This window comes from Amycolatopsis sp. NPDC058986, assembly GCF_042741125.1.
Lineage (GTDB): Bacteria > Actinomycetota > Actinomycetes > Mycobacteriales > Pseudonocardiaceae > Amycolatopsis.
Genome location: NZ_JBHYJW010000011.1, coordinates 162,211 through 185,544, shown reverse-complemented (window position 1 = coordinate 185,544; position 23,334 = coordinate 162,211). Strand labels below are relative to the sequence as shown.

Below are 23,334 nucleotides of genomic sequence, written 5' to 3'. Positions count from 1 at the left end.
GGCCCGCCTCGATCCGCCACCGGGTTCCGCGATCCACTGCAACGCGATGATCTAGGCGGTGGCCTCGAACTCCACCACCGAGTCGAGCGCGGCGCCCATCGCCGCGTTCGCCTCGCGTTCGATCATGATCTCCACGAGCACCGGGCGGCTGGTGCGCTCGGCCTCCTTGCCCGCCCACGCCAGCGCCTCGCGGATCTCGCCCGGCTCGTGCACGCGGGTGCCCGAGCAGCCGTAGGCCTCCATGATCTTGACGTTGTCCGAGCCGTTCGTGTCGTAGTGGATGTCGACCTGGTAGTTCATGTCGTATCCCCGCGAGGCCTGGCGGATCAGCCCGAGGTACTCGTTGTTCAGCATGATCAGCACGAACCCGACGTCGTACTGCGCCGCCACGGCCAGTTCCTCCACCAGGAACTGGAACGAGTAGTCCCCGACCACGCCGACGACCTGGGCCTCCGGGCGGGCCTTCTTGACGCCGATCGCCGCCGGGATCTCCCAGCCGAGCGGGCCCGCCTGGCCGCACACCTGGTAGTGCCGGGGCTTGTGCGCCCGCTGGAACTGGCCCGACCAGATCTGGTACAGCCCGATCGCGGTGACGAAGTAGGTGTCCTCGCCGTAGAACTCGTTGATCTCCTTGAACACCCGCGGCGCCTTGATCGGCCGGTCGTCGAAGTCCTCCCGCCGCGGCAGCGCGGTCTTCAGTTCGCCGATCCGCTTCACCCAGCCCCGGTCCCGTGCCGTGTCCTGACCATCCATTGTGGTCAGAAGCGCGTCGAGAAACATGCCGGTGTCCGACACGACGCCGAGGTCGGGGCCGAACACCTTGCCGAGCTGGGTCGGCTCGATGTCGACATGGATGAACTTCCGTTCACCCCGGTAGACGTCGAGATTCCCGGTGTGCCGGTCGCCGAACCGGGCGCCCAGCGCGAGCACGAGGTCGGCTTCGAGGAAGGCCGCGTTCGCCCACCGCTGCGACGTCTGGATCCCGGCCATCCCGGCGAACAGCTCGTGATCCTCGGGGAAACTTCCCTTACCCATCAAGGTGACCTGCACCGGGACGCCGAGCCGCTCGGCGACGGCGAGCAGCCGGTCGCTCGCCTCACCGAGGACCACCCCACCGCCGGCCAGGATCAGCGGGCGTTCGGCCGCGCGCAGCATCTCCAGCGCCCGCTCGACCCGCGCCGGCGACGGGATGACCGAGGTGACCGGCAGCGGCGAGTCGATGCTGGAGTCCCATTCGATCTCCTGCTTCTGCACGTCGATCGGCAGGTCGATCAGGACGGGGCCCGGCCTTCCGGACCGCGCGATCCGGAAAGCCTCGCGGAAGATCCACGGCAGCTGCGCGGCCTCCTTGACCTGCACCGCCCATTTCGTCACCGGCTTGGCGATCTCGACGATGTCCACCGCCTGGAAGGCCTCGGTGTGCAGTTTGCGGGAATCCGCCTGCCCGGTGATGCACAGGATCGGGATCGAGTCCGCGTGCGCGGTGTACAGCCCGGTGATCATGTTGGTCCCGGCAGGGCCGGAGGTCCCGATCGCCACTCCGACCTTGCCGGTGGTCCGCGCCCAGCCGTCGGCCATATGGGTCGCGCCCTCTTCGTGGCGCACCACCAGATGGTCGATGCCGGAGCCCTGCATCGCGTGGTACAGCGGGAGAATCGCGGCGCCGGGGCAACCGAAGGCGACGTCGACGCCCTCGCTCTTCAGCACGTCGACGACCGCTTCCATCGCGGGAATTCTCCCCATGTCACGCCTCCGCTTTCGTGCGGCCGGAAAGATCTTCGACCACCTTGAGCAACGCCGAATGGTCGAGCGAGCCGTAGCCCATCGCCCGGCCCGCGGCGACGAGCTGGGCGACCAGCCCGGTGAGCGGGAGCGCCACGTCGGCCTGCCGCGCGGCGGCCAGCGCGATGCCCATGTCCTTGTGGTGCAGGTCGATCCGGAACCCGGGCTCGAAGCTCCGCTCCACCATGCTCTTGCGCTTCAGCTCCAGGATGCGGCTGCCGGCGAGCCCGCCCGCCAGCACGTCCAGCCCGGTCCCCGCGTCCACACCGGACGCTTCGAGCAGCACGATGGCCTCCGCGACCAACCCGTAGATACCACCGACGACAAGCTGGTTGGCCGCCTTCACCACCTGGCCGGCGCCGTGCGGTCCGACGTGCACGATCGTCTTACCGACCACCTCGAACACCGGCAGCGCGGCCGTGAAGTCCGCCGCCTCCCCACCGACCATAATGGACAGTGCGGCCTGCTCGGCCCCGGCTTGCCCGCCGGAGACGGGCGCGTCCAGCACGCGGATCTCCTTGGCCGCGGCCCGGTTCGCGATTTCGATCGAGGTCTCGGGCCGGATCGTGCTCATATCGGCGAGCAGTGCGCCCGGCTTCGCCGTCTCCAGCACCCCGCCCGCACCCAGGACCACCTCCTCCACCTGCGGGTGGTTGGGCAGCATGGTGATCACGACGTCGGCCTCGGCGACCGCGTCGGCGACGCTCGTGGCGGCCCGCCCGCCCGCCGCCTCGAGTTTCGCGAGGGCGGCCGCGTGCACGTCGTATCCGCTGACCTCGTGCCCGGCCGCGGCCAGGTGCGCGGCCATCGGGGTGCCCATGACACCCAGGCCGATGAATCCCAACTTCGTCATGCCCGTCCCCTTTGCGCGATAGGCAGCCATTCCAGTGACGCGACGGTTTCGCCGGTCGGCAGGTACTCGACGCCGACCTCGCCGCGATAGCCCGCGGCCTCGAGCTTTTCGAGGTATCCCTCGATGTCCAGCGAGCCGGTGCCGGGCTCGTGCCTGCCCGGTACGTCGGCGATCTGGACGTGCCCGATCCGCGGGGTGTGCACCGCGACGAGCGCGTCGAGATCATCGCCGTTCGTCGCGAGGTGGTAGAGATCGGCGAGCAGCCGGACGTTGTCCCGGCCCAGCTCGTCGAGGATCTTGACGGCGTCGGCCGTCGTCTTCAGCGGGTAGCGCTCCGCCCCGGACAGCGGTTCGAGCACGAGCTGCGCGCCGATCCTGGCCGCCGCCTCCGCGGCCGTCGCCAGATTGACGAGCGCCAGTTCGTCCTGCCGTCCGGGTTCGACGCCCTCGATCCGGTTGCCGTACAACGCATTGAAGCTGCGGCAGCCGAGGCGTTCGGCGATGCCGAGCGCGACGACGAGGCTCTCGGCGAACTCGGTTTCCCGTCCTGGCCAGGACACCACGCCACGATCCCCGGCGGGCATGTCGCCCGCGAAGAAGTTCAACCCGGTCAGCCGGACCCCCGCCCCCTCGATCGCCGCCACGAACGCGTCCACCTCGTCCCGGGACGGGACGGCGACCTCGAACGGCCACCAGAACTCGACCGCGGTGAAGCCGGCGTCACGCGCCGCCTTCGGCCGTTCCGGCAGCGGCAGTTCCTTGAACAGGGTGGACAGATTGGCGACGTACGCCAGGGAATGACGTGCACCGGCAAGTTCGGCCATCGGTTACCTCGTCGCAGACTCGGAGTGCGTTCCGCTCGTATTCCGTAATGCGGAAACTCTTTTTCGTATATCGGTATTCTAGCTCGCCTTGAGAGCGCGGGTCAACGCTCGGGAGCAGGCGGCGGCATCTCGCACATAGCGAGAGCGGCTTCCAGGACCGGACTTTCGGAGGTATCAGCACGCCCCGGCCGCCGGTATACGCTTGCGCAACACGGCTAAAAGGTCTGAACCAATCGCCCGACCCGGTACTGCCGCCCACCACCCGCACGGATCGACCACACCCGTCTCGTCCCCCGTGGAGGAACCATGCACCGGCTCGATTCAGCCCGCGAACACGTCCTCGGGCTCTTTCGCATCGTCATCGGATTCCTGTTCGCCTGTCACGGCGCGAAAACCGTCTTCGGTGTCCTGGGCGCCAAGGCTCCCGCCGCCATCGGCCAGTGGCCGGGCTGGTGGGCGGCGGTGATCCAGCTCGTCGGCGGCACGCTGATCTGCCTCGGGCTCGGTACCCGGATCGCCGCGTTCGTCAGCTCCGGCTCGATGGCGTACGCGTATTTCACCGTGCACCTGCCCCAAGCCGTCTTCCCCATCCAGAACGGCGGCGAAGCGTCGGCCATGTTCTGCTGGACGCTTTTGCTCCTGGTGTTCCTCGGCCCCGGCCGGTTCGCACTGGGCAATGTCCTCGGCGCGCGCCGCGCATCCGAGAACGACGCCCACGCGGCGGGGCCCGGTGCCCAGCGCTCCCCGCTCCTGCGGCCTCGCTGAGGAAGCGCTACCGGGAAAGCGCTGCCGCGACCGCGAGCACGGTGTCGACCGTGGGCTCGACCGCACAGTGCGCCCGCGCGTCGCGGAACCGCCGCTCGATCCCGACGTCGCCCCGGAACGCGGCCTGATCGCACAGTTTCATCGCCTGGTCGGTCACCGCGATCACCGCTTCCGCCGAGGCGAGGCACAGGTGGAACAGTTTCGGCAGGGCCCGCGCGGGATCCCAGCCGAACGTGGACAGCGCCTCGTCGTGCAGGACGCGGACGGCGTTCGCCCGCAGCCGCATCCGGGTCAGCTCCGCGGGGGCGGGCCCCCCGGGCCCGGGGCCGACCCCCCACCCCCCCCCCCCCCCCCCCCGCACCCCCACAAAAGACTCCGTGCCCCCCCCCCCGCGGTGCTGCCCGGGCCGGGCGGCCCCCCGCCCCCCAACCGGGGCCCCCCCGGCGGGCCCGCCCGCGGTCCGCGGGGGCCCCCCCCGCAACTCGGCCGACACCGCCGCGAGCACGCCTTCCATGATCCCGAGGGCGACCGCCGAGCCGAGCCCGAGGAACCACGGTAACGCGAGATCGAGCACGAGGTCGGCGCCCGCCCCGCTCTCGCCGAGCCGGTTCGTCTCCGGCACCCGCACCGGATCGGCCCGCACCGTGGTGGCCGCGCTCGCGCGCAAGCCGATCCCGCCGCGGTCGGCGGGGACCAACAGCCCCGGCGCCTGGCCCGGCACGAACCACAACGTCGAAGCGCCCCGCCCGCCGGACGGGCGGCTCGACCAGACGTAACTGTCCGCCTCGCCGGCGGAGATCACCCACGCCTTGCGCGCGTACAGGTCGACGACACCGCCGTGCCCGCGGGCCGTGCCCTCCGGGCTCAGGAACAACCGGTCCGGCCCCGCGTCGAACACGGCGAGAGTGGACAAATGCCGCCCCGCCGCGAGGTCGGCACGCACCTCGGGGGTGCCGTGGACGTCGAGCACCGCGGCCGCCGCGAAATGCGACCGGAGCACGGTCGCGGTCCCGGCGCACGACACCGCGACCCGCTCCACCACCCGCGCCGTCTCGGCCAGGCCGTGCCCGCCGCCACCGAGCCTGCGGGCCGCGGGCATGCCGAGCACTCCCTTACGGCCCAACGTGGTGACGGCGCCGCGCGGGAACCGGGCCAGCTGGTCCGCGGTCGCCGCCGCCGGGTCGACGGCGCTCGCGACGATCCTGGCGACCTCCTCGGACAGGGACATCGGACACTCCTTGTGGAGAGCGGTTCAGTGCGAGCCGGCCGGGACGGGCTCGGCGATCGTGGTCCGGTTGAGCAGTCCGATCGCCGCGTGCACGTGACGCAATGCAGGGGCGGGCACGCCGGTGAGCCCGGCCAGCTCGACGACGGCACCGATGATCGCGTCGATCTCGAGTGGCTTTCCCGCCTCCAGGTCCTGCAACATCGACGTCTTGTGGTGCCCGACGCGCCACGCGCCGTCGATGCGTTTCTCCACCGAGACCCGCGGATCGCTCCCGGCGGCGTGGGCGATCTCCAGCGTTTCGGTCATCATCGTGGCGACCAGCGCGCGGGTGTCGGCGTGCTCGCACATCTGCGCCATCGTCGCCCTCGTCAGCGCGCTCAGCGGGTTGAACGCGACATTGCCCATGAGCTTGATCCAGATGTCGTCGCGGATGCGGGGTTCTACCGGGGCCTTCAGCCCGCCCGCGATCATCGCCTCGCTCAAGGCGGTACAGCGCTCGGAAACGCCACCGGCCGGTTCCCCGAGCGAGAACCGGGTCCCCTCCAGATGCCGGATCACGCCGGGACGCTCGATCACCGTCGAGCAGTAGACGACACAGCCGATCGCGCGCCGGAGTTCGAGGACCGCGCTCACCGCGCCGCCGGGATCGACGGTCTCGACGCGGCGGTCTTCCAGCGGATGTCCGGCCAGGCCGTGGAAGTACCACCACGGAATGCCGTTCTGCGCGGCCACCAGCGCCGTCCCGGGGCCGAGGAGCGGGGCGAGCAGCGGTCCCGCCGTGGCGTAGGAATGTGCTTTCAGGCCAAGGAGGACGTAGTCGGCCTGGCCGACCTCCGCCGGATCGTCGGTGACGTGCGGCGTGGCCGAGAAGTCACCACGTGGACTGCGCACGCGTACCCCGTGCCTGCGCATCGCGTCCAGATGGAGTCCCCGCGCGATGAGATGGACCTCGACCCCACCGCGGTGCAGTGCCGCACCCACGTACGCGCCGATCGCACCGGCACCGAGAACAGCCACCTTCATGATGAGCCTCCCGTCACAAGTGATTGCATACAGTATCCCGTCGACGCTACGTTTTCCATACCGCCGAACGCGGAATCGCTCCAGGTCGCCGGGCCGCGGCCGCGCGGAACCACCACGGCGGCAGAGATCCACCAGCCCGGTCATCCCGGGCGTTTCCGGCGATTACGGACCGCGTTTCTGATTGGTCCGTTTTGGTTGACTCGGGACGATCCGGACCAACTTCCGGGATTTTGCATACCAAAGGTTGTATTCTGAGGGCATTCCGCTCTTCATTCCCGAACGAGGTGCACCGTGACCCAGCCCGTCTCGCCCCTGCCCGACCGAGGGCCGACCGGACGCCGCACGGCGAAAGGATCCCTCAGCGGGTCCGCGGCCCGCCGTGTCGAGCGTCCGGCCCCGCTGCGCCAGGTCGTGTACGAGGCGCTGGCGGAGCTGATCGTCAACCGCACCCTCGAGCCGGGCCAGCACCTCGTCGAAGCCGACCTCGCCGAGTACCTCGGAGTCAGCAGGCAGCCGGTTCGCGAGGCGCTGCAACGGCTTCAGACCGAGGGCTGGGTGGACCTCCGTCCCGCGCAGGGCGCGTTCGTGCACCTGCCCACCGACGAGGAGGCCGACCACCTGCTCGGCGTACGTACCGTACTGGAGGCCTACTCCGCACGGCTGGCCGCCGGTGAAGCCGGCCCCGACGACGTGAAACGCCTGTGGGAACTGCACAAGGAGGGGCTCGCGGCGCTGGACGCCGACGACATCGAGGGTGTCGTGGCCGCCAACTCCGCCCTCCACGCGTTCATCACCGAACTGTCCGGCAACTCGGTGCTGGCGGAGATGATCGGGCTCGTGGACCGGCGGGTGCGCTGGTACTACACCCCCATCGCCCGGCCACGGGGGCAGGACGCCTGGCACGAGCACGCTCAGCTGATCGAGGCCATCGCGGCGAAGGACGCTGTCGTCGCGGAGGAGATCATGACCCGGCACACCGAGCGCACCCGGCAGGCATTCCACGAGAGGCCCCAGGAGGGACCTCAGTCCTGAGATACCGAAGGGTGGGGTCCTGGATGGAGTTCAGGCCGGTCAGGACCCCGCCGCCGCGGACGGACGAGCGAGGAAGTCAGGACGCCCCGCCGGATCCGTTCCGTGGCGTGGGCGGCCTGGCTGTCGCAGGAACAGCGTCAGCACGGCGGAAAGCAACGCGATACCTCCCGCCAGGATGTACGCGCCGTTGTAGCCCCACGCGCTGATCACCGCGGCAGCCAAGCCGCCCCCGCCGACACCGCCGACGAGTTTCGCGCTGTACACCAGACCGTAGTTCGAGGCGTTGTTGTTCTCGCCGAAGTAATCCGGCACCAGGGAGGCGAACAGCGGATAGAAGGCACCGCCGCCGAACCCGGTCAGGAACGCGAACACCATGAACAACGGGAGGTTATGCGTGTTGCCGCTGTAGAGCACGCCGAACTGCGCGGCCGCCGCGATCACCAGCACGATGGTCAGCGTCTGCCGCCGTCCGATCCGGTCGGAGACCCAGCCCACCACCGCGCGGCCGGTACCGTTCACAATGGACAACACCCCGGCCGAAGACGCCGCGACGAACGGGCCGAAATGGCTCTCCTTCGCGAAGTCGACCTGGAAGTTGATCCCGAACAACGAGACGCCGCCGATGATCACCAGGCTGAGCCACATGAGCGGCAGCATCCCGGTCCGGATCGCCTCCATCGGGGTGTACTGCCGGACCGCGGGCGGGTTCTTGGCCAGTCCCTTGGCCCCGCTCCTGTTCCTGGCCCAGGCGATCGGGTCGACCTCCTTCGGCCACCAGCTCTTCGGCGGGTCCTTGAAGAGGAATCCGCACAGCGCGACCACGATCAGCATGTAGCCGCCGATGACGTCGAGCACCACCGAGTAGTTGTCGTGGGTCAGGAACGCGCTGAACAGATAGATGAACGGAACCGCGCCATAGGCGAATCCGCCGTTGACAAAACCGGTCCGCGCCCCGCGTTTCTCCGGATACCATTTGCCGACCATGTTGATACAGGTCGCGTACACGAGTCCCGCGCCGGTACCGCCGAGAACCGAGTACCCGATGAACGCGAGTGCCAGGTTCCCGCTGTGCGCGATCGTGAAATAGCCGATCCCGCTGCAGACCGCGCCGGCGAGCATCGCCGTCTTCGCCGAGACGATGTTCTTCTCACGCAGGCGTCCCGCCGGGAACGCCACCCCGGCCTGGAACACCGCCCAGATACTGGCCAGCCAGAACGCGTCGGCCAGCGACCAGCCGTATTTCTGTTCGAGGGTGTCTTCCACTGCGCCCCAGCCGTATTCGAAGACACTGACCGCCATCATGGCGACCCAGGGCAACCAGACCATCCACCCGCGGGAACGGCCCATGATGTCGTGGGGACTCTCCCCCACCCGGTAGATCCTTCCGTTATCGTCGGCTATCTCCTGATAAGTCGGTGCGGCTGCGGTCATAAGAGTTCTCTTTCGTCACCGTTGACTACTCATTCCCTTACGTTTCGTGTCCTGCCCGCCGCACACCCCGCCCGCGTGCGACCACGACTCCTTTTCTCCGCAGCGCGCGTCAAATGTCCGGCAACATACCTCCTCCTTCCTGCTCCGGGAAGGGCCCGAGCGGGCCGCGAAACCGTGGGGCGAGCCCTCGACGGCCCGCCCCACGGCCGGAGGACTCAGCCGAGCAACCCGGCCGAACGCGCCCACCGGTACTTCGCGCCGAGCACCGCCACCGGCTTCTCGGTGGTGTACGGGTAGGCCACGACCCCGTGCTGGTACAGGTAGTCGCTGGCCTCTTCGACCTCGACGTCGCCGGAAAGCGAGGCGACGACGGGCTTTTCGATACCCTTCTCGCGATACTCCGCGACCACTTCGGACACCAGCTTCGCGAACACCATCGGCGGCGTGACGATGGTGTGCCAGTAGCCGAGGATCAGCGCGTGGATCCGCTCGTCCGCCAGTCCCAGCGCGATCGTGTTGCGGTACGTCGACGGGGGCTCACCACCGGTGATGTCCACCGGGTTCCCCGCCGCGCCGAACGGCGGGATGAACTTCCGGAACGCCGTGTCCAAATCGGACGGGATCTCCATCAGCTTCAGGCCGTTGTCCACACAGGCGTCCGAGAGCAGCACGCCCGAGCCGCCGGCGCCGGTGATGATGACGACGTTCTCGCCCTTCGGTGCCGGCAGCAGCGGGATACCCCGCGCGTACTCCAGCATGTCGTTCAGGCCGGGTGCGCGGATCACCCCGCTCTGGCGCAGGATGTCGTCGTAGACCTTGTCGTTCCCGGCGAGCGCGCCGGTGTGCGAGCTGGCGGCCTTGGCGCCCTGCGAGGTCCGGCCCGCCTTGAGCACCACGACCGGCTTGCGCACGGAGACCCGCTTGGCCGTCTCCGCGAACGACCGGCCGTCCTTGAGGTCTTCGAGGTGCATCGCGATGAGCTCGGTGTTCTCGTCGTGCTCGAAGAAGGTGAGCAGATCGTCCTCGTCGATGTCGGCCTTGTTGCCCACGCCGACGATCGACGACACGCCCATCTTCGCCGAGCGGCTGAACCCGAGGATCGCCATCCCGATTCCGCCGCTCTGCGAGGAAAGCGCGACACCGCCCTTGACGTCGTACGGCGTGCAGAACGTCGCGGACAGGTTCTCCGGCGTGTAGTAGTAGCCGTAGATGTTCGGGCCGAGGATCCGCACACCGTGCTTGCGCGCGATCGCCACGACCTCGTTCTGCAGCTCGATGTTGCCGGTCTCGCCGAATCCGGACGGGATCAGGATCGCTCCCGCGACCCCCTTCGCGCCCGCCTCTTCCAGCGCGGCGGGGACGAACCTGGCGGGGATGGCGAACACCGCGACGTCCACATCGGACGGTACGTCGGCGATGCTCGCGTACGCCTTGCGATCCAGGATCTCCGAAGCCTTGGGGTTGATCGGGAAGATCTCCCCCGCGTAGCCGCCGTTGACCAGGTTCTTCATCACCGAGTTGCCGATTTTCCCGGTCTCGGCCGAAGCTCCGATCACCGCGATCGACGTGGGCTTCATGATGCGGTTCATCGCGGAGAGGATCTCCTCCTGCGAGAACCGCGGCGGCTCCTTCGCCGCGTCCGGGTCGATCAGGATCCGTACGTCCACCGCGGTGGCCCCGCCCGGGGTCGCCAGCACCGGGTTCAGGTCGACCTCGGCCAGCTGCGGGAAGTCGGTGACCAGCTCGCCGAGCGCGTGGATCACCCCGGCCAGCGCGTCGCGGTCGACCGGCTCGGCACCGCGCACGCCCCGCAGCACCTCGGCCGCCGCGATCCCGTCGATCATCGAAAGCGCTTCCCCGGTCGAGGTCGGCGCCAGCCGGAACGTGACATCCTTGAGCACCTCCACCAGCACGCCGCCCAGGCCGAACGCGACGACCTTGCCGAACGTCGGATCGGTGACCGAGCCGATGATCACCTCCTGGCCGGTGGTGAGCATCTGCTGCACCTGGACGCCGACGATGTGCGCGTCCGCCCGGTACGCCTTGGCGTTCGCGATGATCCGCGCGTAGCCCGCGGCCACCTTCTCGGCGGTGTCGAGGCCGACGAGCACACCGCCGGCGTCCGTCTTGTGCAGGATGTCCGGTGACACGATCTTGAGCACGACCGGCAGGCCGATCTCCCGTGCCTGGGCGACGGCCTCGTCGGCGCTCGTCGCGAGACGCTCCTGCGGGGTCGGGATGCCGTAGGCCTCGCAGACCTGCCTGCCTTCGGGCGCCGTCAACGACGTGCGCCCTTCCGCCGCCACGGCTTCGAGGATCTTCTCGACCGCGGCGCGGTCCTTACCGCTTGCCATCTGCCAGTCTCCTTTAGATCACGCCTGCGGTACGGAGTTCTTCGAGCTGTTCGGGGCTGTAGCCGAGTTCGCCGAGGATCTGGTCGTTGTGCTCGCCCAGCAACGGGGACCGGCCGATCTCGACCGGCGAGTCGGACAGCTTCAGCGGGCAGCCGACGGTCTTGTAACTGCCGCGTTCCGGATGCGGGACCTCGACGACGGTGCCCAGTTCGGCCAGGGTCTCGTCCTCGGCCAGTTCCTTGGTGGAGAGGATCGGGCCACACGGGACGTTGTGCGCGTTGAGCTTCTCCATCACTTCCCACTTGGAGTGCCGCGAGGTCCAGTCCTCGATCAACGCGAACGCCTTGTCCAATTTGGACAGCCGTGCCTCCGGGGTCGCCCATTCCGGGTCCTCGGCCAGCTCCGGTTTGCCGATCAGCTCGGTGATCGGCTTCCACCCGACCGGCTGGATGATGACGTAGATGTAGTCGTTCGGCCCGCCGGGCGCGCAGCGCACCGCCCAGCCCGGCTGCCCGCCGCCCGAGGCGTTGCCCGAGCGCGGCACCTCGTCGCCGAAGTTCTCGTTCGGGTACTCGTTCAGCGGACCGTGCGCGAGCCGCTGCTGATCACGCAGCTTGACCCGGCACAGGTTCAGCACGGCGTCCTGCATGGCGACCTGGACGCGCTGCCCGCGCCCGGAGTGGGTGCGCTGGTACAGCGCGGCGAGAATGCCCGCCACCAGGTGCATCCCGGTCCCGGAATCGCCGATCTGCGCGCCGGTCGCGGTCGGCGGGCCTTCCTCGAACCCCGTGGTGCTCATCGCGCCGCCCATGGCCTGCGCGATCACCTCGTAGGCCTTGAAATCGGCGTACCGGCCGGGCCCGAAACCCTTGATCGAGGCGTAGACCAGCCGCGGGTTGAGCTCTTCCAGCCGCTCCCACGAGAAGCCGAACCGGTCCACGACGCCGGGGCCGAAGTTCTCCACCAGGACGTCCACTTGGGACACCAGCTCGCTGAACAGCTTCTTGCCCTGCTCGCTCTTCATGTTGAGCGTGATGCTGCGCTTGTTGCCATTGAGCATCGTGAAGTAGAGACTGTCCACTCCGGGCAGGTCACGCAGCTGGCCGCGGGTGATGTCGCCGCGGCCGGGGGTTTCCAGCTTGACGACGTCCGCGCCGAGCCAGGCCAGCATCTGCGTGGCCGACGGACCCGACTGCACGTGCGTCATGTCCAGGACACGAATGCCCTCAAGTGCTTTTCCCATGGGATTTTCCTCCACTCGCGAGCCGGGTCACTTGTACATCGTCTGGTTCATGGTTCCGGGCGCGTACACGTCGGGGTCGACCCAGACGTTGATCAGCGACGGCTTCCCGGACTCCCGCGCGCGTCGCAGCGCCGGAGCGATGTCCTGGGGGTCGCGGACTTCTTCGCCGTAACCGCCGAGCATCCGCGCGAACTCGTCGTAGCGGACGTCGCCGAGCGTGTTGCCGACGCGCTCGCGGGGCAGGCCGTACTTCGCGGCCTGGCCGTAGCGGATCTGGTTCATCGACGAGTTGTTGCCGACGATGCCGACGAACGGCAGGTCGAACCGCACCAGCGTCTCGAAGTCCCAGCCGGTGAGGCTGAACGCGCCGTCGCCGAAGAGCGCCACGACCTCCTTGTCCGGACGGGCGTGCTTGGCCGCCAGCACGAACGGGATGCCGACGCCGAGTGTCCCCAGTGGACCGGGGTCCATCCAGTGGCCCGGCGACTTCGGCTGCACGACCTGCCCGGAGAAGGTGACGATGTCGCCGCCGTCGCCGATGTAGATCGAGTCCTCGGTGAGGAACTCGTTGATCTCGTGCACCAGCCGGTACGGGTGGATCGGGTTGGCGTCGGAGTGCTGCAGCGGCAGGCGCTTCTGGTACGCCTTGTCCTCCGCGGCCCGCAGTTCTTCGAGCCACGCCTTGCGCGACACCGCGCCGTTGTCCCGGCGCGAAGCGGCCTCGGCGACGGCGGCCAGCACCTGCCCGGCGTCACCGACGATGCCCAGATCGATGTCGCGGTTCTTGCCGACGGTCCGGTAGTCCAGGTCGATCTGCACCACCGTCGCGTCGGGGGAAAGCCGCTTGCCGTAGCCCATCCGGAAGTCGAACGGGGTCCCGACGATGACGATCACGTCGGCGTTGGTGAACGCGTAGCGGCGGGAGAGCTGGAAGTGGTGCGGGTCGCCCGGCGGCAGCGTCCCGCGGCCGGCGCCGTTCATGTACGCCGGGATGTTGAGGGTGCGCACCAGGTCCGTCGCCTGGTCGGTGGCCCGGGTCGTCCAGACCTGGCTGCCCAGCAGGATCGCCGGCTTCTTCGCGTTCACCAGCAGGTCCGCGAGCTTCTCGACGTCGGCGGGGTCACCGGCGTTGCGGGTGGACGCACGATACCGGCCCGCCGAAGGGATCCGAGCCTGCTCCAGCGGCACCGACGCGTCCAGCACGTCCCGGGGAATCTCCAAAAAGGACGGTCCGGGCGCGCCGTGGAAGCACTCGCGGAACGCCATCGAGACCAGGTCGGCCGCGCGGGCGGTGTGCGGCACGGTGGCGGCGAACTTGGTGATCGGCGTCATCATGTCCACGTGCGGCAGGTCCTGCAGGGACCCCATCTTGTGCTGCGTCAGCGCGCCCTGGCCGCCGATCAGCAGCATCGGGCTTTCCGCCCGCAACGCGTTGGCGACACCGGTCACCGCGTCGGTCGTGCCGGGGCCCGCCGTCACGACCGCGCACCCCGGGCGGCCGGTGATCCGCGCGTACCCGTCCGCCGCGTGTGCCGCGACCTGCTCGTGCCGGACGTCGATGACCTCGATGCCCTCGTCGACACAGCCGTCGTAGATGTCGATGATGTGCCCGCCGCACAGGGTGAAGATCGTGTCCACGCCCTCCGCCTTGAGCGCCTTCGCCACCAGGTGCCCGCCGGAGATCGTCTCCGGGGCAGGCTCGGCGCCATTGGCGCTCCGCGCTGCCCGCGCCACCCCTTCGCCCGCCGTCGTTCCGGTCGTTGCTGGCGCCATGTCCGCTCCTCTTGTCTCACGCCGGACCTCTCTGATCCGTGCGCTCGCTGTCGGTCTCCCTGCCCGCCCCGGGCGAGTCCTCCGAGGTCAAGGCCACCTTCACGGCAGACTGTAGATTGCATACCGTATGAGGTAGCCATATACTGACTCTCCGAACGGCTCGCTGTCCAGCGGTGATTCACCGGGGTTAAGCCCCGAGGCCCGGAGCGCGACGAGCCGGTCCGCCGTGCCCGGAACACGGCCGCCGCGGGTGCCGGACGGCCCCGCAGGAAGGACTTCCCCCATGGATCTCTTCGAACATCAGGCGCGCGAGCTCTTCGCCCGGCATGCCGTGCCGGTCCCCCGCGGCGAGGTCGCCGTCAGCCCCGACCAGGCCCGGCGCGCCGCCGTGGCGATCGGCGGGCCGGTCGTGGTCAAGGCTCAGGTCAAGACCGGCGGGCGTGGCAAAGCGGGCGGCGTGAAACCGGCCACTACGGCCGACGACGCGGAGCAGCTCGCCGACGACATCCTCGGCATGGACATCAAGGGCCACACCGTCCACAAGGTCCTCGTCACCGAGGCGAGCGAGATCGCCGAGGAGTACTACGTCTCGTTCCTCCTCGACCGCGCCGAACGCACGTTTCTCGCGATGGCCTCGGTCGAGGGCGGGATGGAGATCGAAGAGGTCGCCGCCACGAAACCCTGGGCGCTGGCGAAGATCCCGATCGATCCGCTCACCGGTGTCGGCCATGCCGAGGCCGCCGGGATCGTCGCCGCGGCGCGTTTTCCCGCCGAGATCGCCGCACAGGTCGCGGACGTGCTCGTCCGCCTGTGGACCGTCTTCGCCACCGAAGACGCCACGCTGGTCGAGGTGAACCCCCTGGCCCGCACCCGCGACGGGAGGATCGTCGCGCTGGACGGCAAGATCACGCTCGACGACAACGCCACCTTCCGGCATCCCGGCCACGCGGAGCTGGCCGATCCCGCCGCGGGCGATCCGCTCGAACGGCAGGCGCGGGAAAAGGGGCTCAACTACGTCAAGCTGGACGGCGACATCGGCGTCATCGGCAACGGCGCCGGGCTCGTCATGTCCACTTTGGACGTCGTCGCTTCGGCGGCCGCCGAAGCGGGAGCCATCGGGCCCGCCGACTTCCTCGACATCGGCGGCGGCGCGTCGGCCGAAGTGATGGCCGCCGGGCTCGGCGTGATCCTCGCCGATCCGGACGTGCGCAGCGTGTTCGTCAATGTCTTCGGCGGCATCACCGCCTGCGACGCGGTGGCGTCCGGGATCGTGCGGGCGCTGGAAATCCTGGGTGCCGAGGCGGCCAAGCCACTCGTCGTCCGGCTGGACGGCAACAACGTCGCCGAGGGCAGGCGGATCCTCGCCGCCGCCGCGCATCCCCTGATCACCGTGGTCGACACCATGGACGACGCCGCGCGCGAAGCGGCGAAACTCGCGGCCGTCCCCGCCGCGGCGAACGCGGAGGTGTGAGGCATGGCGATCTTCCTCGACAAGACCAGCCGGATCGTGGTGTCCGGGATGACCGGCGCCGAAGGCACCAAGCACACCGGCCGGATGCTCGCCGCGGGCAGCACGGTCGTCGGCGGGGTCAACCCGCGCAAGGCGGGACAGCGCGCCGAGATCGGCGACCTTTCGCTCCCCGTGTTCGGCTCGATCGGCGAATCGGTCGAGAAGGCGGGTGCCGACGTCGCGGTGTTGTTCGTGCCGCCGCCGTTCGTCAAGGACGCGGTGATCGAAGCGGTCGACGCCGGGATCCCGCTCGCCGTCGTCATCACCGAGGGCGTCCCGGTCCACGACGCCGCGGCCTTCTGGGCCCATGCCGCCGCAAAGAACGCCAAGACGCGGATCATCGGGCCGAACTGTCCCGGCGTGATCTCCCCCGGCAAGTCGAACGCCGGCATCATCCCCGCCGACATCACCGGCCCCGGCCGGATCGGGCTGGTCTCCAAATCGGGCACGCTCACCTACCAGCTCATGCACGAGCTGTCCGACATCGGGTTCTCGACCTGCGTCGGCATCGGCGGCGACCCGGTCATCGGCACCACGCACATCGACGCGCTGGAAGCGTTCGAGCAGGACCCCGAAACCGAACTGATCGTGCTCATCGGCGAAATCGGCGGTGACGCGGAGGAACGCGCCGCCGGGCACGTCGCCGAGCACGTCACCAAACCCGTCGTCGGCTACGTCGCCGGATTCACCGCGCCCGAAGGGAAGACCATGGGCCACGCGGGCGCGATCGTCTCCGGCTCGTCCGGGACGGCCGCGGCGAAGAAGGCGGCGCTCGAAGCGGCGGGTATCCGTGTGGGCCGCACCCCCAGCGAAACCGCCGCCCTGGCACGGGAAATCCTCGCCGGGTAGCGCCGTGGACCAGACCGACGCGCTGGTCTCCCACGCGCGCACCTACTGGCAGCTCCTCGACGGCGAGCGGCTCACCAAACGCCCTCGCCGCCGGGTGGCGGTCGTCGCCTGCATGGACGCACGGATCAGCGTGTACCGGCTGCTCGGACTCCGCGAGGGCGACGCCCACGTCATCCGCAACGCCGGCGGCGCCGTCACCGAGGACGCGATCCGCTCGCTCACCGTCAGCCAGCGGCTGCTCGGCACCCGGGAAATCGTCCTGGTACACCACGAAGACTGCGGGATGCGGATGTTCACCGACACGGACTTCGCCCGCCGGATCGAGGCGAGCACCGGGATCCGGCCCGCGTGGGCGGCCGAGACGTTCGCCGATCCGGTGCAGGACGTCCGCCAGTGCATGGCCCGCTTGCGGGTGTGCCCGTTCCTCCCACACACCGACGCGATACGCGGCTTCGTCTACGACGAGCGGTCCGGCCTCATGCGGGAGGTGGAGCGATGAACCGGGTTCTCGGCGCGGGATCGTGGACGGTCGCCGAGCCGCCCGGACCTCCCGGGTTCTCCCGATGACCACGCGACCGCGCCCAGGAGGACCCATGGATCTGCGTCAGCTGGAGATCGTCGTCGCCGTCGCCGAGGAAGGCGGCTTCACCGCCGCGGCGCGCCGGCTGCGCACCGTTCAGTCCACCGTGTCCACCACGGTCCGGGCGCTCGAACGGGACCTCGGGACGCCGCTGTTCGAGCGCACCACCCACCGGGTCGCGCTCACGCCCGCCGGAGAAGCCTTCCTCCCCGCGGCTCGCGCGGCGCTGCGGGCCGCCGACGAGGCACGGGCGACCGTCGATCTCAGCCGATGGCGGCTGCGGGGCGAAGTCACCATCGGCGCGATGCCGGGCCTCGGTTCCCGGCTTCACCACGCCCTCGCCGGTCTGCGCCGCGAACACCCCGGCATCGACGTCCGCGTCCGGCAGGCACCGGCCGGACAGCTCTGCCAGGCCGTTCGGGAGTCCACTGTGGACCTCGCGCTCGCGGTACTGGACAAGCGGCAGCGGTACGGCCTGGTCACCCGGCTGCTCGCCCACGAGGACATGGTGCTGGTGGCGCCGCCGTCGGCGAGCCCGCCGAAGCCCGGCCCTGTGAGCCTCGCCGATGCGGCCGACCTGTCCCTTGTGGACTTTCCGGCGGGCTGGGCGATCCGCGAGGCGGTCGATCACGCCTTCCGCGCCGCGCTGCTGGACCGCACGGTGACCGTCGAGGTCGACGACATCGCCGCCGCCGCCGAACTGGTCCGGCACGGCCTCGGCGGGTGCGTCCTTCCCGAGTCGATCGCCGCGTGGTTCCCCGATCTCGTGGTGCGGCGTTTCGCGGAGCAAGCGCCGAGCTGGCGGGTGTTGGTCGCCCGCTCCGGCGGCGACGTCTCACCCGTCGTCGCCGCCGTCCTCCGGCAGCTCGGCTGACAGCGTCTCACCGTGCGGCGGTTCGATCTTGAGGACCGAGGCGCACGGTGAATCCTTGGCGAACATCTCGGGAAGGCTCGGCGACGGCCGAGGTGCGGCCAACCGCCCGAAGCCGTGGTCTCGACCGAAGTATTCGTTGGGACACAAGAAGATTTCAAAGTCCGGGGCACGCGATCCGGATCATGGACATGGCCCTATCATGGCGCCGGCTGCTCGCCTCCTCCCGAAGTCGTCGCTCCCGAAAAGGGGACCCCATGTCCGACGTCATCAACAGCATCTTCGGCCGCTCCAAGAACGAGACACCCGGTGAGTACGGTGTCACTTCCTCCCTCGACCAGCCCGCCACCCCCGCCAGCACTCCCGAAACCGTTGACACCCCAGCGATCGAGGCCGAGCCGGTAGCACCGGCGGACAGCGCCGCCGAGACCGAGGAGGTCGCCGCCTCGACCACCGACGAGGACGAGGCGGCCGAGGCCGCTCCGGCCGAGGACGTCGTCGCCGAACCCGACGAAACCGAGCCCGAGGACGACGACGCTGAAGACGGCGACGACGAAGACGACACCGACGACGCCGAGCCCGAGGACGACGAGGCCGTCGAGGAGGAGACCACCGACGAGGACTCCGACGAAGCGACCGAGGACGAGGACGAGGCGATCACGGAGGAAGCCGAATCCGACGACGCGCCGGGAGCTGTGGCTTCCGAGGTCGCAGAGGAGACCGGCGAGACTGACGAAACGGACGTGGAGCCGGACACCGCCGAGGCTCGGCCCGCCGCGGGCGTTCGCGGCAGCACGACCGTCGGCGACGAGGTCGTCGCGCAGCTCGTCACCATGCTGACCCGCAGGACCGAGGGCGTGCACGACCTCGGCACCGAGGGCGTCTCGGCCGGGCTCGACGGCGATGTCGCCACGATCAAGGTCAGCTTGGTGGTCGAGTTCGGGCACGCGGTCAAGGGGCTGGCCGAGCGGATCCGGGTCAGCGTGATCGAAGCCGTCGAAGAGTTCCTCGGCCTGGATGTCGCGGTGGTGGACGTCCACGTCGCCGGTATCCACCTGCCGGACGCTTCCTGACCGAATCGCCGGGACCTTCGGTCCGGGGTGCGGACGCGCGCCCCGGACCGAGGTTCTCAGTCGCACGCGGCCGCCAGTGCGGCGGGGTCGCGCAGGCCGAGGCGATCGGCGCGGGTGTAGACGTTCATCGACGCGCCGCGCAGGAATCCGACCAGCGTCAGGCCCAGCTCGGCGGCGAGGTCCACGGCGAGTGACGAGGGCGCGGAAACCGCCGCCAGCAAGGGAATTCCGGCCATCACGGCCTTCTGGACGAGCTCGAACGACGCGCGTCCGCTCACCATGAGCGACATCCCTGACAGCGGCAGCTTCCCCGCACGAGTCGCCCAGCCGATCACCTTGTCCACGGCGTTGTGCCGCCCCACGTCCTCCCGCGGGCAGAGCAGTTCTCCGGACTCGTCGAACAGCCCGGCCGCGTGCAGGCCGCCGGTGCGGTCGAAAACCCGTTGCGCCGCGCGGAGTTCGTCCGGGAACCCGGCCAGCGTCGCCGGGCCGAGCGCGAGCGGGTCGGCGTCGATCGGCCAGGTCGCCGTGGTCCGGACCGCGTCCAGGCCGGCCTTGCCGCACAGCCCACAGGACGAGGTCGTGTAGAACGCGCGCTCCACCGAAGGGTCGGGCGGGGGCACGCCGTCCGCGAGTGCGACGTCCAGGACGTTGTAGGTGTTCCCACTGTCCACAGTGGCCCCCGCGCAGTACCGGATGCCGGACACGTCCGCCGGATTCCGGACCACACCCTCGCTGACCAGGAACCCGACGGCCAGGTCGAAGTCGCTGCCCGGGGTACGCATGGTGACCGAGAGCGGCTTCCCGCCGACCCTGATCTCCAGGGGCTCCTCGACGGTCAGGGTGTCCGGACGTACTGTCGGCGCGCCCTCCACCACCCGGAACACGCGTCGTCGGCTCGTCGTCCGGCCCATCCGGGCACCTCCGGATTTCTCGTTACGCGGTGGGCAGCAACGACTTCGGGCGTCCGGGCTGTGCGACGCGTCCGGCGAGCACGGCGCCGGCCAGGCTCAGGATCCCCGCCGCGGCGAACGCGCCGGAGTAGCCGTGTGCGGTCACCACGAACGCGGCGAGCCCGATCCCGAGCACCGCGCCGACGGCCTTCGCGGCGTACAGCACCCCGAAGTTCTGCAAGGCCGATTCCTCCCCGAAGTACTCCCGGACCAGGCTGACCAGCAGCGTGTAGCAGCACCCGTTGCCGAGCCCGGCGAGCGCGACACCCACCAGAAGTCCCACCGCGTCACGGTGTTCCCCGGAGTAGAACAACACGAACTGCGCCACGCCGCCCGTCGCGAGCGCGAGCCGGAGGATCCGCCGCCTGCCCAGCCGGTCCGAGAGCCAGCCCAGCAGCACCCTGCCGCCACCGGTGACCAGTGCGAGGACGGCGAGGGCGAACGCGGCGAGCACCGGGCCGCCGCCCCGTGCGGCGACGAACGTCGCGAGGTAGCCGATGTCGAACAACAGGACGGCCCCCGCGAGCGCGACGGTGAGATACAACGGAAGCGCCTTCCGGCAGCGAAGCACCTCACCCGGCCGGAAATGCCGGAGCGCCGGGCGGTTCGCCGCGACACTCCGGTTGTGTGCCTTGTCCAGCGCCCACTCCCGCGGGTCCGGACGCTCCGGCCACCAGTGTTCCGGCGGGTAGCGCAGCAGCAGGCCGGATCCGATGATCACCGCCAGCACCAGCGCCGCGGTCACGTCGAGCAGCATCGCGCGGTTGTCCACCGAAAGCACGTAGCCGGCGATCAGCAGGAACGGCACGCTCCCGAACGCGAAGGCACCGCTGACCACGCCGGCCCGCGCGGCGGTGCGATCGGGGAACCACCGCATCACCGCGCCGACGCAGGTCGCGTAGACCAGGCCGGTGCCGATCCCGCCCGCGACGGAGTAGCCGAGGAACACCGCGGGCAGACTGCTCGCGTGGCCGAGCGTGACGAGCCCGGCGGTGCACAGCACACCGCCGAGCACGACCGCCGCGGCCGGGCTCAGCAGCCGCCGGTCGCGTAGCCACGCCACCGGGAACGCCACGCTCGACTGGCACACCGCCCACAGCCCGAACGCCAGGACCACCTCGGTGAACGTCCAGCCGTGGCCCCGCGTCAGCACCGGGGCGATGGCGCCGAAACCGTATTGCTGGACCCCGGCGGCGAACATCGCGGCGGTGGCCAGCCAGCCCATCCAGGTCCGCGACCGGCCGAGCAGGGCGCGGTCGCTCTCGCCGATCCGGTACCGCCGCCCGTAGACGTCGAGGAGTTCGCGCACCGGCGGCCGGGTCTGGGGCTCGGACATGGCCATCACTTCCCTACCTGGAAGTCCTGCATTGAATGTTGTATGCAGTATGGAGTAGTCCGGTTATAGCACCCAGCCCGCGCCCTGTCCACAGTCGTCGTGGCCGCTCAGTGCGAGTGACGGCCGACGGCGTCCCCACTGCTCCCTGCCAGGAAGTCCAGGTCCGCGCCCTCGTCGGCCTGCAGCACGTGGTCGAGATAGAGCCGGACCCAGCCGCGGGTGGCGGCGGGCGGTGGCGGTTGCCATTCCGCCCGCCGCCGCGCGAGTTCCTCGTCGCCGACTTCGAGATCCAGCCTGCGCGCCTCGGCGTCGAGTGAGATCCAGTCACCGGTCCGGACCAGCGCCAGCGGCCCGCCGATCGCCGCCTCGGGTGCGGTGTGCAGCACGCAGGTGCCGTAGCCGGTGCCGCTCATCCGCGCGTCGGAAATCCGGACCATGTCGTCGATCCCGGCCTCGAGCAGCACCCGCGGCATCGGCATGTTCCCGACCTCGGGGAAACCCGGATAGCCACGCGGGCCTGCGTTGCGGACCACCAGCACGGTGGACTCGCCCACCGGCAGGCCCGGGTCCTCGCACACCGCGACGTAATCCTCGATGCGGTCGAACACCAGCGCCTGCCCGCGGTGCCGGAGCAGCCGCGGGGACGCGGCGGAGATCTTGAGCACCGCACCGCGCGGGCACAGGCTGCCGCGCAGCACCACCGTGCCCGAACCGGCGGGCCGGAACGGTTGCTCCCTGGTGCGGATGACCTCGTCGTTCCAGCACCGCGCGCCTTCGACGTTCTCGCCGAGGCTGCGCCCGGTCACGGTCTGCGCGTCGGTGTGCAGTACGTCCCGCAGCCGGTCCAGCACGGCTGGAAGCCCGCCCGCGTAAGCGAAATCCTCCATCAGGAAGCGACCCGACGGCATCAGGTCGACGAGCACCGGGACGTCGCGGGCGAGCGCGTCGAAATCGTCGAGGGTGAGTTCGACGCCGAGCCGCCGAGCCAGCGCGAGCAGGTGCACGACGGCGTTGGTCGAACCGCCCAGCGCCGCGTTCACCCGGATCGCGTTCTCGAACGCCGCGCGCGTCAGGATCGTGGCCGGCCGGAGGTCTTCGGCCACGAGCCCGACCGCGCGGCGTCCGGTGGCCTGGGCGAGCGCGAACCGCCGGGAGTCGACCGCGGGGATCGCGGCCGCGCCGGTGAGCTGCATACCCAGCGCTTCGGCGAGACACGCCATCGTCGACGCGGTGCCCATCGTCATGCAGTGCCCGCGGCTCCGGGACATGCACGACTCGGCCTCGGCGAGGTCGGCACCGCTCATCCGGCCCGCCCTCGCCTCCTCGTGGAACCGCCAGACGTCGGTGCCAGAGCCGATGTCCGCGCCGTGGAACTTCCCGTTCAGCATCGGGCCGCCGGTCAGCATGATCGCGGGCAGGCCGACGCTCGCGGCGCCCATCAGCTGGGCGGGCGTCGTCTTGTCACAGCCGGAAAGCAGCACGACGCCGTCGAGCGGGTTGGCCCGGATGGTCTCCTCGACCTCCATCGCCATCAGGTTCCGGAACAACATCGTGGTGGGCCGCATCAGCGGCTCACCGAGCGACATCGTGGGGAATTCGAGCGGCAGGCCGCCCGCCTCCCACACCCCGCGTTTGACCGCTTCGGCCAGTTCGCGCAGATGGGCGTTGCACGGGGTCAGCTCGGACCAGCTGTTCGCGATGCCGATCACCGGCCGCCCGTCGAAGACGTCGTCGGCGAAACCCTGGTTGCGCATCCAGGACCGGTGGATGAACCCGTTGCGCCCTTCCGCGGCAAACCACTGGGCGCTGCGTGGCGACGTCGGCGACGGCACTGTCGTTCTCCTCCCGAAGGGA

At 69.9% G+C, this 23,334-nt stretch carries 19 protein-coding genes; 7 read left to right on the top strand and 12 right to left on the bottom strand.

Annotation, left to right across the window (positions count from 1 at the left end; genetic code table 11):
* Window positions 1–51: 51 nt before the first annotated feature.
* Genes gcl through ACFW0G_RS13480 form a run of 3 tightly spaced genes read right to left on the bottom strand, consistent with a single transcriptional unit; the run spans window position 52 to window position 3,459 of the window.
* Window positions 52–1,743: a glyoxylate carboligase gene (gcl, locus tag ACFW0G_RS13490; RefSeq protein ID WP_378325393.1), complete on the bottom strand. Its 1,692-nt coding sequence runs from the start codon at window positions 1,741–1,743 to the stop codon at window positions 52–54.
* 1 nt (window position 1,744) lies between these two features.
* Complete coding sequence (locus ACFW0G_RS13485; RefSeq protein WP_378325391.1) at window positions 1,745–2,635, bottom strand: 2-hydroxy-3-oxopropionate reductase; 891 nt, start codon at window positions 2,633–2,635, stop codon at window positions 1,745–1,747.
* Window positions 2,632–3,459, bottom strand: coding sequence for a hydroxypyruvate isomerase family protein (locus tag ACFW0G_RS13480; RefSeq protein WP_378325390.1), 828 nt, complete (start codon window positions 3,457–3,459; stop codon window positions 2,632–2,634). Before ACFW0G_RS13480 ends, ACFW0G_RS13485 begins: the two co-directional genes overlap by 4 nt.
* Before the next feature lie 306 nt (window positions 3,460–3,765).
* Between ACFW0G_RS13480 and ACFW0G_RS13475 the strand changes: the two genes are divergently transcribed.
* Window positions 3,766–4,224 carry a DoxX family protein gene (locus tag ACFW0G_RS13475; protein WP_378325388.1) on the top strand — a complete coding sequence of 153 codons (459 nt, stop codon included), beginning with the start codon at window positions 3,766–3,768 and terminating at the stop codon, window positions 4,222–4,224.
* Window positions 4,225–4,231: 7 nt separating this feature from the next.
* Here ACFW0G_RS13475 and ACFW0G_RS13470 read toward each other — a convergent pair whose 3' ends face one another.
* Together ACFW0G_RS13470 and ACFW0G_RS13465 are read right to left on the bottom strand one after the other, a co-directional pair.
* Window positions 4,232–5,452, bottom strand: a complete 1,221-nt coding sequence (locus ACFW0G_RS13470; RefSeq protein WP_378325387.1) for an acyl-CoA dehydrogenase family protein — start codon at window positions 5,450–5,452, stop codon at window positions 4,232–4,234.
* 24 nt (window positions 5,453–5,476) lie between these two features.
* Entirely contained in the window at window positions 5,477–6,475 is a 999-nt protein-coding gene (locus ACFW0G_RS13465) for a 2-dehydropantoate 2-reductase (RefSeq protein ID WP_378325386.1), read from the bottom strand.
* Between the two features lie 291 nt (window positions 6,476–6,766).
* Between ACFW0G_RS13465 and ACFW0G_RS13460 the strand changes: the two genes are divergently transcribed.
* Complete coding sequence (locus ACFW0G_RS13460; RefSeq protein WP_378325384.1) at window positions 6,767–7,507, top strand: GntR family transcriptional regulator; 741 nt, start codon at window positions 6,767–6,769, stop codon at window positions 7,505–7,507.
* Window positions 7,508–7,546: 39 nt separating this feature from the next.
* On the opposite strand, the gene ACFW0G_RS13455 is transcribed toward ACFW0G_RS13460, so the two are convergent.
* From ACFW0G_RS13455 to ACFW0G_RS13440, 4 genes are all read right to left on the bottom strand, one after another.
* Complete coding sequence (locus ACFW0G_RS13455) at window positions 7,547–8,938, bottom strand: OFA family MFS transporter (protein ID WP_378325383.1); 1,392 nt, start codon at window positions 8,936–8,938, stop codon at window positions 7,547–7,549.
* A 215-nt stretch (window positions 8,939–9,153) separates the two neighbouring features.
* Window positions 9,154–11,292, bottom strand: a complete 2,139-nt coding sequence (locus ACFW0G_RS13450) for an acetate--CoA ligase family protein (RefSeq protein ID WP_378325382.1) — start codon at window positions 11,290–11,292, stop codon at window positions 9,154–9,156.
* A gap of 13 nt (window positions 11,293–11,305) precedes the next feature.
* Window positions 11,306–12,535: a formyl-CoA transferase gene (gene frc / locus ACFW0G_RS13445; RefSeq protein WP_378325381.1), complete on the bottom strand. Its 1,230-nt coding sequence runs from the start codon at window positions 12,533–12,535 to the stop codon at window positions 11,306–11,308.
* Between the two features lie 27 nt (window positions 12,536–12,562).
* Window positions 12,563–14,308, bottom strand: a complete 1,746-nt coding sequence (locus tag ACFW0G_RS13440; RefSeq protein WP_378325379.1) for a thiamine pyrophosphate-binding protein — start codon at window positions 14,306–14,308, stop codon at window positions 12,563–12,565.
* Window positions 14,309–14,591: 283 nt separating this feature from the next.
* On the opposite strand from ACFW0G_RS13440, the gene sucC reads away from it, so the two are divergent.
* From sucC to ACFW0G_RS13415, 5 genes are all read left to right on the top strand, one after another.
* On the top strand, window positions 14,592–15,779 hold the full coding sequence (sucC, locus tag ACFW0G_RS13435) for an ADP-forming succinate--CoA ligase subunit beta (RefSeq protein ID WP_378325378.1): 1,188 nt from the start codon (window positions 14,592–14,594) through the stop codon (window positions 15,777–15,779).
* A 3-nt stretch (window positions 15,780–15,782) separates the two neighbouring features.
* On the top strand, window positions 15,783–16,667 hold the full coding sequence (sucD, locus tag ACFW0G_RS13430; protein ID WP_378325377.1) for a succinate--CoA ligase subunit alpha: 885 nt from the start codon (window positions 15,783–15,785) through the stop codon (window positions 16,665–16,667).
* 4 nt (window positions 16,668–16,671) lie between these two features.
* Window positions 16,672–17,166: a beta-class carbonic anhydrase gene (locus tag ACFW0G_RS13425; RefSeq protein WP_378325375.1), complete on the top strand. Its 495-nt coding sequence runs from the start codon at window positions 16,672–16,674 to the stop codon at window positions 17,164–17,166.
* Window positions 17,167–17,260: 94 nt separating this feature from the next.
* The gene (locus tag ACFW0G_RS13420; RefSeq protein WP_378325374.1) at window positions 17,261–18,121 is read left to right on the top strand and encodes a LysR family transcriptional regulator; all 861 of its coding nucleotides are present in this window, start codon (window positions 17,261–17,263) and stop codon (window positions 18,119–18,121) included.
* A 254-nt stretch (window positions 18,122–18,375) separates the two neighbouring features.
* Window positions 18,376–19,191 carry an Asp23/Gls24 family envelope stress response protein gene (locus ACFW0G_RS13415; protein WP_378325373.1) on the top strand — a complete coding sequence of 272 codons (816 nt, stop codon included), beginning with the start codon at window positions 18,376–18,378 and terminating at the stop codon, window positions 19,189–19,191.
* Window positions 19,192–19,247: 56 nt separating this feature from the next.
* Here the strand turns inward: ACFW0G_RS13415 and fdhD are convergent, their stop codons facing one another.
* The 3 genes from fdhD to ACFW0G_RS13400 form a co-directional block, all read right to left on the bottom strand.
* A complete protein-coding gene (fdhD, locus tag ACFW0G_RS13410; protein ID WP_378325372.1) occupies window positions 19,248–20,105 on the bottom strand; it encodes a formate dehydrogenase accessory sulfurtransferase FdhD in 858 nt (285 codons plus the stop codon).
* A gap of 22 nt (window positions 20,106–20,127) precedes the next feature.
* Window positions 20,128–21,480, bottom strand: coding sequence for an OFA family MFS transporter (locus ACFW0G_RS13405; protein ID WP_378325371.1), 1,353 nt, complete (start codon window positions 21,478–21,480; stop codon window positions 20,128–20,130).
* 107 nt (window positions 21,481–21,587) lie between these two features.
* Window positions 21,588–23,312, bottom strand: coding sequence for an IlvD/Edd family dehydratase (locus ACFW0G_RS13400; protein ID WP_378325369.1), 1,725 nt, complete (start codon window positions 23,310–23,312; stop codon window positions 21,588–21,590).
* Window positions 23,313–23,334: the final 22 nt, after the last annotated feature.